At 45.7% G+C, this 12,725-nt stretch carries 12 protein-coding genes and 1 other RNA gene; 8 read left to right on the top strand and 5 right to left on the bottom strand.

Annotation, left to right across the window (positions count from 1 at the left end):
* The first annotated feature begins 62 nt into the window (after window positions 1-62).
* The 3 genes from urtC to urtE are packed head-to-tail and all read left to right on the top strand — an operon-like array spanning window position 63 to window position 2,755.
* A complete protein-coding gene (urtC, locus tag J2X05_RS18675) occupies window positions 63-1,214 on the top strand; it encodes an urea ABC transporter permease subunit UrtC (protein ID WP_310075444.1) in 1,152 nt (383 codons plus the stop codon).
* Window positions 1,214-2,026, top strand: coding sequence for an urea ABC transporter ATP-binding protein UrtD (gene urtD, locus J2X05_RS18670; RefSeq protein ID WP_310075441.1), 813 nt, complete (start codon window positions 1,214-1,216; stop codon window positions 2,024-2,026). Before urtC ends, urtD begins: the two co-directional genes overlap by 1 nt.
* 33 nt (window positions 2,027-2,059) lie before the next feature.
* Window positions 2,060-2,755 (top strand): urea ABC transporter ATP-binding subunit UrtE, encoded by a 696-nt coding sequence (gene urtE, locus J2X05_RS18665; protein WP_310075440.1) that lies wholly within the window; start codon window positions 2,060-2,062, stop codon window positions 2,753-2,755.
* A gap of 44 nt (window positions 2,756-2,799) precedes the next feature.
* On the opposite strand, the gene J2X05_RS18660 is transcribed toward urtE, so the two are convergent.
* The 3 genes from J2X05_RS18660 to J2X05_RS18650 are packed head-to-tail and all read right to left on the bottom strand — an operon-like array spanning window position 2,800 to window position 4,492.
* The gene (locus J2X05_RS18660; RefSeq protein WP_310075439.1) at window positions 2,800-3,699 is read right to left on the bottom strand and encodes a LysR family transcriptional regulator; all 900 of its coding nucleotides are present in this window, start codon (window positions 3,697-3,699) and stop codon (window positions 2,800-2,802) included.
* A 39-nt stretch (window positions 3,700-3,738) separates the two neighbouring features.
* Window positions 3,739-4,248 carry a DUF2938 domain-containing protein gene (locus tag J2X05_RS18655; protein WP_310075437.1) on the bottom strand — a complete coding sequence of 170 codons (510 nt, stop codon included), beginning with the start codon at window positions 4,246-4,248 and terminating at the stop codon, window positions 3,739-3,741.
* A gap of 16 nt (window positions 4,249-4,264) precedes the next feature.
* Window positions 4,265-4,492 (bottom strand): DUF2798 domain-containing protein, encoded by a 228-nt coding sequence (locus tag J2X05_RS18650; protein WP_310075434.1) that lies wholly within the window; start codon window positions 4,490-4,492, stop codon window positions 4,265-4,267.
* A gap of 393 nt (window positions 4,493-4,885) precedes the next feature.
* Between J2X05_RS18650 and J2X05_RS18645 the strand changes: the two genes are divergently transcribed.
* From J2X05_RS18645 to J2X05_RS18630, 4 genes are all read left to right on the top strand, one after another.
* On the top strand, window positions 4,886-6,364 hold the full coding sequence (locus J2X05_RS18645) for an MFS transporter (RefSeq protein WP_310075432.1): 1,479 nt from the start codon (window positions 4,886-4,888) through the stop codon (window positions 6,362-6,364).
* Window positions 6,365-6,426: 62 nt separating this feature from the next.
* Window positions 6,427-7,446 (top strand): glycoside hydrolase family 43 protein, encoded by a 1,020-nt coding sequence (locus tag J2X05_RS18640; RefSeq protein WP_310075430.1) that lies wholly within the window; start codon window positions 6,427-6,429, stop codon window positions 7,444-7,446.
* Window positions 7,447-7,515: 69 nt separating this feature from the next.
* Window positions 7,516-7,903: a transfer-messenger RNA gene (ssrA, locus tag J2X05_RS18635) on the top strand.
* Window positions 7,859-9,724, top strand: a complete 1,866-nt coding sequence (locus J2X05_RS18630) for a DUF6538 domain-containing protein (protein ID WP_310075429.1) — start codon at window positions 7,859-7,861, stop codon at window positions 9,722-9,724. Before ssrA ends, J2X05_RS18630 begins: the two co-directional genes overlap by 45 nt.
* A gap of 176 nt (window positions 9,725-9,900) precedes the next feature.
* Here J2X05_RS18630 and J2X05_RS18625 read toward each other — a convergent pair whose 3' ends face one another.
* Window positions 9,901-10,140: a helix-turn-helix domain-containing protein gene (locus tag J2X05_RS18625; protein ID WP_310075427.1), complete on the bottom strand. Its 240-nt coding sequence runs from the start codon at window positions 10,138-10,140 to the stop codon at window positions 9,901-9,903.
* Window positions 10,141-10,285: 145 nt separating this feature from the next.
* On the opposite strand from J2X05_RS18625, the gene J2X05_RS18620 reads away from it, so the two are divergent.
* Entirely contained in the window at window positions 10,286-10,957 is a 672-nt protein-coding gene (locus J2X05_RS18620) for a hypothetical protein (protein WP_310075424.1), read from the top strand.
* Window positions 10,958-11,558: 601 nt separating this feature from the next.
* On the opposite strand, the gene J2X05_RS18615 is transcribed toward J2X05_RS18620, so the two are convergent.
* Window positions 11,559-12,725: SH3 domain-containing protein (locus J2X05_RS18615; protein WP_310075420.1), on the bottom strand; the 1,167-nt coding region annotated here is incomplete at its 5' end.

Raw genomic sequence — 12,725 nt, 5'->3', positions numbered from 1 at the left:
ACCGCTCCCCTTTTGAATGCCAACATCCAACGAATTGAAAGAATTTTAAAAGAGAGAATCAAATGTTAACCCAACGTTTATTACTCAGCGATCGCGGCGGCATGATTGTGCTGGGATTGGTATTGCTCGCCATGGTGCTGGTGCCCATCTGCAATATCCTCGTGCCAGAAACCTCATCGTTGCATATCTCCACCTTTATGGTGACGCTGCTTGGAAAATTTCTGTGCTACGCACTGCTTGCACTCGCGGTGGATTTAATCTGGGGTTATTGCGGAATATTATCGCTCGGCCACGGCGCTTTTTTTGCGCTGGGCGGTTATGCGATGGGTATGTATTTGATGCGTCAGATTGGCCCCCGCGGTCAATACGGTGACCCACTGCTGCCCGACTTTATGGTGTTTTTAAACTGGAAAGAATTGCCCTGGTATTGGCAGGGTTTTGATATGTTCTGGTTTGCGATGCTGATGGTGATTGTAATTCCCGGTTTGCTTGCGTTTGTTTTCGGTTGGCTTGCATTCCGCTCGCGTGTTACCGGTGTGTATTTTTCTATTATCACCCAGGCATTAACCTACGCGTTGCTGCTCGCGTTTTTCCGCAACGAAATGGGTTTTGGCGGCAACAATGGCCTTACCGATTTTAAAGATATTCTCGGCTTTCCTATCGCCGCTAACGGCACACGTATCTCACTGTTTTTAGCGTCCGGATTTATGTTGATAATTGCCTACATCGCCTGCCGCTATATTGTCACTTCGCGCATGGGGAAAATTATTGTCTCGATCCGCGATGCGGAAAGCCGCACGCGTTTTTGCGGCTATAAAGTAGAGTCCTACAAACTCTGGTTATTTGTATTCTCTGCGATTCTCGCAGGCATTGCAGGTGCTTTATATGTTCCGCAAGTCGGCATTATTAACCCCGGTGAATTTTCACCGCTCAACTCGATTGAGTTAGTCGTGTGGGTGGCCACTGGTGGGCGCGGCACTTTGTTTGGTGCGATTGTCGGTGCGTTTACCGTTAACTACGGCAAAACCATTTTTACATCTTATTCACCTGAAACCTGGCTGTTTGCCCTGGGTGCACTGTTTGTGATTGTGACGTTAGTATTACCCAAAGGTTTGGTTGGCCTTTTTAATCGCAACAAAAAAGTACCAGCCAAAATTAACACTACTGCCGAGCCAACAAACAGCACAGCAGAAACCGCCAAGGAGAACGTGTAATGAATATTCTTTCGCAAGCACGCCGCTCACTTGGCCAAGCTGATCCAAATTTTGGTGCACCGCTGGATACTACCAAAGGCACGATTCTGTATGTGGAAGGTATAACCGTTAGCTTTGATGGATTTCGCGCACTCAATAATTTAAACCTCTACATCGATGAAGGTGAATTGCGCTGCATTATCGGCCCTAACGGCGCGGGCAAAACCACCATGATGGATGTAATCACGGGCAAAACCAAACCGGATGAAGGCAGCGTTTTTTTCGGTCAGCAAATTAATTTGCTTGAACTCTCTGAGCATCAGATTGCGCGCGGTGGTATTGGCCGAAAATTCCAGAAACCCACTATTTTTGAAGCGCTGAGTGTGTACGAAAATTTGGAATTGGCAACCGCAGCCGATAAACGTGTGTGGTGGACGCTAACCCAGCAATTGAACAGCGCACAAAAATACCGTATTGACGAAGTACTGTTACAAATTGGCTTGCAAGAACATCGCTATAAAAATGCAGGTGCATTATCGCACGGCCAAAAACAATGGCTGGAAATTGGAATGTTATTGATGCAAAACCCGCGCGTGTTGTTGGTGGATGAACCCGTCGCCGGTATGACGGGAGAAGAGACCGAAAAGACCGCCGAGCTATTATTATCACTCGCGGGCGACCACTCAGTCATTGTTGTAGAGCACGATATGAAGTTCGTCCGCTCTATCGCGCGCAAAGTCACTGTATTGCACCAAGGCTCAGTGCTCACTGAAGGCACTATGGATCAGGTACAAAATGATCCAAAAGTAATTGAAGTGTATCTTGGTGAATAAAAAGTGAATAAATAGGACGAGAATACAACCATCATGCTGACGATCAAAAATATTAACCAATACTACGGCCAAAGCCATATTTTGTGGGACTTGTCCCTGAACCTGAAACAAGGTACCTGCGGCTGCCTGATTGGGCGCAATGGCGTGGGCAAAACCACACTGCTTAAATGCATTACCGGTTTATTGCCGGTACGCGATGGTTCCATTCAATTGAACGGTTATGACATCAATAAACTTTCTACCGAAAATCGCGCCCGCGGTGGCATAGGTTTTGTGCCACAAGGCCGTGAAATATTCCCGCTGTTAACGGTAGAAGAAAATTTAAAAATATCGCTCGGTGCACGCAAAGATAAATCACGTTTTATCCCCGGATTGATTTATGAACTGTTTCCCGTGCTAAAAGAAATGAAACACAGACGCGGCGGCGATTTATCCGGCGGCCAGCAACAACAACTCGCGATTGGCCGCGCATTGGTATTAGACCCGAAATTGTTAATCCTCGACGAACCCACCGAAGGTATCCAGCCTAATGTAGTGCGCGATATCGGCGATGTGATTCGTAAACTCAACCGCGAATTAGGCTTGACCGTATTACTCGTCGAACAAAAACTCCCCTTCGCCCGCCGTGTGGCCGATGATTTTTTTATTATGGAAAAAGGCAGTGTGGTCGCAACCGGGTCGATTGCCGATTTGAAAGATGATTTGGTGCAGCGCTATTTGAGTGTGTAAACCTTCAACGCACAAATGATGATGCAGACATGCGTATACCTGCACTAGTGGGTATACGCATCTGGTTGCTGCAGAATATCCTCGAGCACCTGCAATACTGAACCAATTAAAGGCTCTTGTTCGCGCCCGCGCAGCATCCCAAAAAATACACTTACGTATTGCTGCACATCTCCCAACAACACCAGCTCGCCCTTGGCTTGCGCTTCCAGCGCTGTATCCGCATGTAAAAAACCAACGCCCACACCACCAGCGATTAATGTGCGCGTCACTTTTTCATGATCCACACTCACTTGTTTTTGCGGACGGAACCCTCTATCCACAAATACCTGCTCTGCCACCTTGCCGCAGCAACTATTGGATGCAGGGCAGATCCAGGGCATAGTCGCGAGTTGTTGCCAATCCGGATTTTCTCCTGTTGTTACCCATCCTGTTGGAGCGGCAAGATAGACACCAAATTTATCCACCTCCAGTTTTAAAATTTCCGGCGAATACCTACCTGAATCCGCAAAAAATCCGACATCTAATGCACCAGTTAAAATAGATTGTTCTATTTCGGCGGAGCTGCCATAGACTAACTGCACATCGATATCAGGGCATTTTTCTGCGCAGGATGTTAGCAACTTGCCCAATACCAACGCGCTCGGCCCACGATTTGAACCCAAGCGGACTTTTCCTCCTACACGCCCTTTTAATTGCCGGGCCTCCTGAATTAGCTCGCGATGTAACGCCAACAACTGCTCCGCTTTGACCAGCAAAGCAGCACCCTTGTCAGTCAAACGCATACCGCGCGCTGTGCGCTCGAATAATAAAAAGCCAACCTCGTCCTCAATCGTTTTGATATGTGCGCTGACGGCTGGTTGACTCAGAAACAATAATTCAGAAGCGCGGGTAATGGTGCCCTCGCTGGCGATGGTCACAAATGTTTTTAATTGATAAATCTCCATAGCCCAGACTCACCTCACAAACCCAATGCCGATCGCTAATTAGATAATTGCGCGCATCAATGCACTAAAAACCAATGCCGACAAATAGAGCCCCGCACCAAATACGGTATGGCTCATCAGACTCTTTGCTCGGGCCTGCATAGGATTAGGCGCCTTTGCTGCAGCAATTCCCAACCCAAAAGCAGGCTGCATCATAAAAAAAGGAAAAATTACCGTCACTATACCTAGAGCCAGCGCGGGCATAAGCGATGGCGATATCAGCCATGCGCCCGATGCGGGAAGCACCAGAACAAAAGCATAGGCAATACCAATAAGGTAATGTGCTACCCAACCGATAGCACACTCACCCGTCCTTTTTTCTGCCGCACCAATTTTTTCATGGCGAAATATGCCTTCCCGCATATGGCTGAACCAACGGCCGACGAGACAAAAACTCAATGATTGGATATTAAACGCACGCCGTAAAACAATCGCCCATAGATCCATAATTGCCGTCGCACCAACACCAATAAAAATAGCACCTGCAAGATAAAAAATGTCGCTATTCATTCATCATCCTCCCCAATCAGTGCTGCCCAACAACGGCGGCCACCAACCTACGAACAATCGGTGTAATAAAAATGATCGTTGGGAAAGCCACAATAAATGCAAACATCCAGGCTTTTAGCCAAATGAAAATGATGTCATCGACTAATCCCACATTAAATACCGAAATGATGAAAGACATGATGCATGACATCAGCAAAGCCATAAAAAATGAAAAAACCTGCGGAGTATATTGTTTACTAATCACGTTAAAGCTCCTCTAAATAAGAATGGTGAGACAAGGTATTCACACTCATCTCCTCTGGTAACTCGCCTGGTTGCACTGCATGAGCGAGATAAGTCTGCATTGGGAACAATATGCTCGCACCCGAGCACACCGTCTAATTGAATATCTGGAGGGGGGACCTCAAAATTTTTGAGGAGAGAGAAGCTGTATCTGGCTTGGCATCATGTTATATACTTCTTGACTATAAGCCCCTATTGGGCGATTCTAGTGCCTACAAGTATATCGGCCACTCCAAAGCTGGTACTTATAACCTTTGGTTAGCAAATATGAGCACAAGTTTGCTATTTGCTTAAGTCACCCCAGCGATTTATCCGCTAGAGTAAAAGCTCCATCACATAAGAAGATATAACCCAAATGACTCAACTCCCTGCGCAAAGACTGTCCGTTGTTGAAAAAGTTGGCTATAGCCTGGGCGACCTCGCCGCCAACCTGATTTTCCAAACCTTGCTCACCTTCCTCGCGTTTTTCTATACCGATGTGTATGGAATTTCGGCAGGCAAAGCCGCCACCATCATGGCGATTGGCGGTATGTTTGGTGCCTTTTTCACCCCGGTGATGGGGATAATTGCCGACAGAACATCCACTCGCTGGGGTAAGTTCCGCCCCTGGTTACTCTGGACATCTATCCCCTTCGGCGCAGTGGCTTTACTCGCGTTTAGCACACCCGACTTCGATGAAAACGGCAAAGTGATTTACGCCTTTGTCACCTACATTTTGCTGTTGATTATCTACGCCGCCAACAACCTGCCCTACTCTGCACTGAGTGGAGTGCTCACCGGCAATATGTCAGATCGCAATAGCCTGTCGTCCTACCGGTTTGTTGCGGTGATGGTCGCGCAATTTATTATCCAGGTGTTGTTATTGCCGCTAGTATTAATTCTGGGCGATGGCGATAAAGCGGTGGGTTTCCACAACACCATGTTGTTGTTTTCGATCGTTGGCACCGTGTTTTTCCTGATTGCTTTTGCCACAACCAAAGAAAGAATTTTACCTGTTGTTGCCGGACGTAACTCGATCGCCCAAGATGTTTCCGATCTGTTTAAAAACCTGCCCTGGCTCGTGATGCTGGTAGTAACTGTGCTGGTATTTATCACTCTTGCACTCAAAGGCGGCATGTACATATTTTATTTTGAAAATTATTTGAATGAAGCCAAGCTCGCAGAGTTCCTGCAAAATATCGGCTTTAACGGCTTTATCGCTGGACTCAATCACGGCCTGACCAGTATCGGCCTGTCGGAGTTCCAATGGCCGAAAGATGCACCTACTTCGGCGTTCAGTTTGTTTAATGCCTGCGGTATTATCATGATGATTATCGGGATTGGTTTCTCCAAAAACCTCGCCGATAAATTTGGTAAACGCAATGTCTTCGGCGGCGCGCTCTTTCTATCGACCTTGTTTGTATTAGCGTTTAAATTTTTCTCTGCCGACAGCATCGGTATCGTGTTTATCTCGCAAATCCTGCACGGCTTTTTTTACGGCGTCACTATTCCACTGCTGTGGGCGATGATTGCCGACGTAGCCGATTACTCCGAGTGGAAAAATAATCGTCGCGCCACAGCGATTGTATTCTCCGCAATGATTCTCGGCCTCAAAGCAGGCTTAACTATCGGTGGTTCATTGGTCGCAGGTTTGCTCGCGTATTACGGCTATGAAGCCTCACTGCCAATGCAAAACCCTGAAACTATCGAAGGTATTAAAACGGCGGTGAGCGTGTTTGCATCCCTGCCATTCTTTGCTGCTGTTGCCTGTATGTTCTTCTATGCTATCAACAAGCCACTGGAAACACAGATTGAAGCCGACCTGAATGCCCGCCGCAAATCGGCAGGCCAATAATTATTTTAACAAACGATTGTTGTGATAAGTAAATGTTTGAAATGAAGTAGAGAGAATATTGTATGGCAGAAGAATTTTTAGCACCGGAAGTAGTTGCCGACCTAAAGGCACGCGCGATTTCCCAACCGCTGGTTGAGCACATCTACACTGCTGACCCATCGGCGCATGTGTTCAACGGCAAGATTTATATTTATCCATCGCATGATATTGAAGCGGGCATTCCGTTTAACGATAACGGCGATCATTTCGGGATGGAGGATTACCACGTAATTTCTCTTGATTCCCCCGATAGCCCCGCAGTGGATAACGGTGTTGCCCTGCATGTCAAAGATGTCGCTTGGGCTGAACGCCAAATGTGGGCACCCGATGCAGCCCATAAAAATGGCAAATACTATTTATATTTTCCAGCAAAACGCGCAGATGGCATTTTCCAAATCGGCGTAGCGGTAGGTGATTCACCTGTCGGTCCATTTAAAGCAGAACCCGAAGCCATCAAAGGCAGCTATTCAATTGACCCTGCTGTGTTTGAAGATAGCGACGGTGAGTACTACATGTACTACGGTGGTATCTGGGGCGGCCAGTTGCAGAATTATCGCAACAACCAATATGACGCAAAGCGCGGCGAACCTGCAGACAACGAACCAGCTCTCGGCCCTATCATTGCGCGCATGAGCGACGACATGAAAGAGTTCGCCGAAACACCGCGCGAAATCCAAATCCTCGATGAAAACGGCAAACCTCTGTTAGCAGGCGATCATGACCGCCGCTTCTTTGAAGCCTCCTGGATGCACAAATACAACGGCAAGTATTACTTCTCCTACTCCACTGGCAACACCCACTTTTTATGTTACGCCACCGGTGATAACCCCTACGGCCCCTTCACTTACCAAGGCCGCATTCTTGAGCCAGTGATCGGTTGGACGACGCACCACTCAATCGCTGAATTTCAGGGGCAGTGGTATTTGTTCTATCACGATTCGATTTTATCCAAGGGCATCACTCACCTGCGCTCGGTGAAGATGGCCCCACTGAATTACAACGCGGACGGCAGTATTCAAACCATTGTTCCCTATCGCGACTAATAGGGGTAGAATGCCGCCACTCGCTACTTGACGTGGGACGTTTGCAAGAACAACTCTTCAGGAGCGAACGGGGTCGATTTGGATTCGACGCTGGTGACAAAGTCTTAGGTGCATGTCGTGAGGGTAGCCAATCACGTAAATCCAAAGCTGCAAACTTACAGTTGCCAATGATGACAACTACGGTGCCCAATTAGCTGCGTAAGCAGCTTTTGAAAGCATCTTTAGCGGTTCGCCGCTAACGGTCTTTAACAAGGTGCCAGTACCGCGTTAACGCCCGTCATATAGAACTGGATCGCAGTGAAGCCTGCCTGGGGTGGATCAGCTAAAACTTATCAGGATCGCGCTTTACGTCCCGCCCGCTGGGCTGTAATTCGCTAAATCAATAGGCGGTTCTAAACATGTAGAGCCGAGGATGGAGTGCTGGCGGACGGGGGTTCAAATCCCCCCGGCTCCACCACTTAAAAATAACTTGTTGTTTTCTAATAAGTTATTGTATTTCAAAGACTTCCATATCCCATGTGGTACACATTACTGGTACACTTGGGGTATGGAAGACTTGTCTAAACGATCTCACCTTCTTAATCGAAATGGTCACTATTACCTACGGGTACGAGTGCCTGTAGACCTTTCCAGCCAGTACCTTCAGAAAGAAATCAAACGAAGCCTTAAAACCAAAGACGCAAAGGAAGCCAAGCTTCGACTGTCTATTGAGCTGTTAAAGGTGGAGGAAGAGTTTCAGAAAAAGCGTAGGCAGCTATTACCTCCCGTAGCCAGCAGCTCGGGAATTGCACCGCTGCCAAATCAAATTTCCAACACCGACCTCGAACGAGCCGTATTGGTTTGGCATAAAAAAGAGTCTGCCAAATCAGCGCTGGAGGATGACCAACTCCGAATAGGTATTTCTCCCGGCGACAGAGAGACAATTCTCGAAAACCTGAGAGATGATCTGGCAGCGTTTAGCAATTCCGATGAGGCGGTCTATATACCGGCTATCCAAACCACAGCCATCAAAATTCTTGCTGAATCCGCATTGGATAAACAAGCTCTGGATAACCAGAAAACCAAATACTTTTACAACCTCATTCGCCAAGCCCGAATGGAGCAAACCTTTGAAAGCTTCGAAAGGTTTGGAGAGTTTTTTCAGCGTACCCCAGCGAGCCTATTTTCCAACACTCAAGCCCTATCCCTATCGAGTGAAACAATTCACTCGAATGATGTAAGCCTTGAGAATCTTCTCCAAAGATTTCGCACCGCGAAACGCAGTGATGGTTTAACTGAAAAATCATTAGCGGGATACAAACTCACATTTGATTTTGCGCTGGAGTTATTTGGCAAACAAAAATCTATAAAGTCGTTCACTCCAGCTGACTGCCGGGAGTTTAGAGACAAGCTCTCCCAGCTGCCCTCCAACGCAAAAAAGAAATTCCCGCACCTAACCCTTATGCAAGCATTGGAAAAGCGCTCACCGGACACTGTAGAAGCCCTGAGCGAAACATCCGTTAATGGACACATGAAAAACTTATCCGCCATTTTTAATTTTGCGATGAGAGAGCGCTTACTAGATGCAAACCCCGCAAGCCATATTCCGCAGCTCAAGGCAAAACGCAGCAATAAGAAAAAACGGGGGCCATTCGATGGCGATGAAATACAAAAGCTCCTTTACACCCCAATTTTTACAGGCTGCAAAGATGATGAGCATGGCTACAATGTGGCGGGCAAAAACAAACCTCGCCGCCATCGCTTCTGGATACCTTTGATAGGGCTTTACACCGGCATGCGCCTGAATGAAATCTGTCAGCTTTTTACCGACGATATTGAATGTATTGATGGAATACACGTTATCCATGCCCGTCTAGATGAGAATGGAATTAAAACACTTAAAAATGAGCATAGTGAACGAATAGTGCCTATTCACAAAAATTTGATAAAGATGGGTTTTCTCGACTATGTTAACAAAATTAAAATACAAAATAAGAAGCAACTTTTCCCTGACCTAACAGCCAGCGCACGAGGTAGCCTGTCAGACAATTTTTCGAAATGGTTTAGCCGCTTTCTTGTCGTATCAAAACTTAAGCGGGAGAAACTATGCTTCCATAGCTTTAGACATTCATTCAGAGACGAATGCAGGGTGCACAATATCAACAAAGAAATTGCAGCAACGCTTGGGGGCTGGAAGTATTCAGAGGATGTAATGGACAACTATGGGAAGGGACATGAATTAAAAGTATTACAAGCGGAAATCAATAAAATTCATAACAATTTGCAATTAATTGAATAAAGCCACAAAAAAGTTTTTATTACTGAGGCAGTCTATTGGGACTCGCCTCTTGTCGGTATTTTGCCGCACCACAAAAGAGTAATTTAAAAAAGAACTTCCCCATGAGGCAGCAAATAAATACTCATATTCAGGACTGCATTATTGAAGTCAAACAGCTTAAACAACCATTCGAATAACTAAGAACCAGCATAGTACCTAGCCACAAACGCTTGCGGTGTCACCCTCAAACTTTCACAGACTTCCAGCACCTCCACAAAATCTAGGCGGCGCTCCCCGCTTTCATATTTGGACACATAACTTTGGGGCTTACCCAATAAATTAGCCATTTCCGTTTGCGTTAATCCTGCCTCGTTGCGGAGGGACTTAAGCAACGCAGTCAACGCCTCTCTCTTCTCATCCCAAGGTCTATTTGCCATATGGATACTTCGCCTTCAAGTCGAAATATCCCAAATTAGAATATTGTTTAAATTATCCCATTTTGGGATAATCGATTTTGAAACCAGTTTCAAATTCTGGTCACGCACCCTCATCTAAGAAATCGACAAACAATAGGGATACAACATGCAAGATACATCACCTACACCAAGCACTGACCTACCCACCCCAACCACCAAAACCCCGTGGTATAACAGACGACTAATAGTGGCACTTTGGCTAATTTTCTTTTTCCCTATCGGGTTACTTGGCCTATGGATGTCCGAGCGCATCCATGTGATTTTTAAAATAGCTATCACAATAGGATTGGTGATCATTCTTAATCTGGATTCACAAGAGGAGAAGGATGCTAAAAATGCAGGATTTAAATCACTGTCAGACAAACAAGCAGCGACGGAGTTAAATCTTACAACTGCAAATTCGTACTACAAATATTTAGATGCACAGGAACAGACAAGACAAGGAACAATAGAAGCCGAGAAACGAGAAGCAGCCCTACAGGAGCTGGAAAAAGAAGATCTTAGCGTAGCGGCTTACATAATTTGCCAACAACATACCAAAGATAATCTCGCCTCTCCTGCTTCTGCCGATTTCCCATTTTTACCTGACGAAGTTCTCGCCTTTAAGGGTCATAGCTACATCGTTCATACCTATGTAGACTCCCAGAATAAATTCGGCGCGATGCTGCGAACAAAGGTTTTATGTAAAGTTAAATACAAAGGCACGTCAGCGAAAGATGAGGAAAGACTCGATATAAAAAAATGGGAGCTGAGAGAACTTGCATTTACACCGTCCTAAAAAAATCCCATCAAAAATACTGACAGTAAATCAACTTGAAGAGTTCGGGAGAGTTCAGCTCTCCCCTTCTTTCTTCATGCGCGATTTTCTCTACTCCGAAATTTCCCAGATAGAAAATATCCCGAACATTCCGCACTACCCCGAGGCAGCCATAGAGACAGGCTCAATGCTCTGCCAAAAAGTCCTTGAGCCGCTACAGAAAGCCTTTGGACGCATAAGCATAAGATCGGGCTACCGGTGCCCTGAGGTTAACGCGAAAGGGGCTGAAAACAAAAACCAGTACCGATGCGCAAGCAACGAAAGGAACTACGCCCGGCATATTTGGGATTATCCGGATAAGCATGGGAATTATGGGGCTATGGCGTGCGTTGTAGTTAACTCTTACCTAAAACATTACGCTACTACTAAAGACTGGGAAACATTGAGCCTATGGCTTACAGAAAACCTTAGTGATTATTCAGAGATTCACTTTTTCCCTAAGTTATGTGCCTTCAATATTTCTTGGAGCGAAACGCCGAAAAAAATCATTAGATCCAGCATTAGAAACTCTAAAATGTGCGGCACGCACTGCTAGTCCATATCAACTCACGAAATAAATATACTAATTCAACCTCTTCAAATATCTTGAATATACCCATCCCTGTATAGCTGTACCACTCTCACTATCTCGCCAACTTATCAACGTCCAGCTCCGATGTTTTTCTATAACCTCGACTACGTTTCCAAAATACAAAGTCCCTAAAACAGGGGACTTTTTTGTGGCACTTTTTCGAACATTAAGCACGCTGGCAGATACCATTTTAAAAGCAGAAAGATAGGATTTATCTATTTCCATTCTAGCTACGTTTGTTCGCAATTCTTTTTCAATCTGTCTCTTCTCATTATTTTTTAGCTCTTTTTTTACATAAAAATCTGCTATCGGATTTAAGACAGAAGAAACTATGACAAGTATTACAGGAAATAACAACAACGTAATAAGCTTATGATGGAAAGGCTCTTTCAATGAAGATACTAATTCTATTAACTTATTTATCTGGCCTTCGAGCGAGTCATGGTTATCGAAAAAAGCATCATTGATTATTTGATTTGAGATATTTTGAAGTTCATGTTGGCTGATGGAATCAGAACCCAAGTAAACCTGACCGCCCGAATGGGTATAAATATCAACCCCATCTTCGTCTCCATATCTAATCGCCTCATCAGATAGCTTTTTAATCGAGTACAAAATACTATCTGCTGACTCAAAAAGCTTTGTTGCTTCTACAGCCTTGCGAACTGCTTTCAGCGGATCAATCATTTGTAGAGCATTTAGCATTTGCAGGGAATCTTGTACCAAACCATGCGATTGCATTGCCATCAAAGCTTCTCTTGTGCCCCTCATCTCATCAGATACCATCCAAGCTTTCGAAGCTTCCAAAATATCTCGCGCAGAACTATGCGCTTGGAGTGACATCAAGGCTTCTCTTGCGCCCCTCAACTCATCAGATTCCATCCAAGCTTTTGAAGCACCCAAAATATCTCGTACAGAACTATGCGCTTGGACTGACATCAAGGCTTCTCTTGCGCTCCTCATCTCGTCAGATACCATCCAAGCTTTCGAAGCTTCCAAAATATCTCGCGCAGAACTATGCGCTTGGACTGACATCAAGGCTTCTCTTGCGCCCCTCACCTCATCAGATACCATCCAAGCTTTCGAAGCTTCCAAAATATCTCGCGCAGAACTATGCGCTTGGACTGACATCAAGGCTTCTCTTGCGCCCCTCACCTC

Origin of the sequence: Cellvibrio fibrivorans, assembly GCF_031457055.1 — a bacterium.
Lineage (GTDB): Bacteria > Pseudomonadota > Gammaproteobacteria > Pseudomonadales > Cellvibrionaceae > Cellvibrio > Cellvibrio fibrivorans.
The sequence above is the reverse complement of the archived record's forward strand: the minus strand, read 5'-3'. Positions and strand labels throughout refer to the sequence as shown.

Coding starts and splice junctions, on each gene's coding strand:
- J2X05_RS18655 (WP_310075437.1), bottom strand. CDS start 4,248: ATGAATAGCGACATTTTTTATCTTGCAGGTGCTATTTTTATTGGTGTT.
- J2X05_RS18645 (WP_310075432.1), top strand. CDS start 4,886: ATGACTCAACTCCCTGCGCAAAGACTGTCCGTTGTTGAAAAAGTTGGC.
- urtE (WP_310075440.1), top strand. CDS start 2,060: ATGCTGACGATCAAAAATATTAACCAATACTACGGCCAAAGCCATATT.
- urtD (WP_310075441.1), top strand. CDS start 1,214: ATGAATATTCTTTCGCAAGCACGCCGCTCACTTGGCCAAGCTGATCCA.
- J2X05_RS18640 (WP_310075430.1), top strand. CDS start 6,427: ATGGCAGAAGAATTTTTAGCACCGGAAGTAGTTGCCGACCTAAAGGCA.
- J2X05_RS18620 (WP_310075424.1), top strand. CDS start 10,286: ATGCAAGATACATCACCTACACCAAGCACTGACCTACCCACCCCAACC.
- J2X05_RS18630 (WP_310075429.1), top strand. CDS start 7,859: ATGGAGTGCTGGCGGACGGGGGTTCAAATCCCCCCGGCTCCACCACTT.
- urtC (WP_310075444.1), top strand. CDS start 63: ATGTTAACCCAACGTTTATTACTCAGCGATCGCGGCGGCATGATTGTG.
- J2X05_RS18660 (WP_310075439.1), bottom strand. CDS start 3,699: ATGGAGATTTATCAATTAAAAACATTTGTGACCATCGCCAGCGAGGGC.
- J2X05_RS18625 (WP_310075427.1), bottom strand. CDS start 10,140: ATGGCAAATAGACCTTGGGATGAGAAGAGAGAGGCGTTGACTGCGTTG.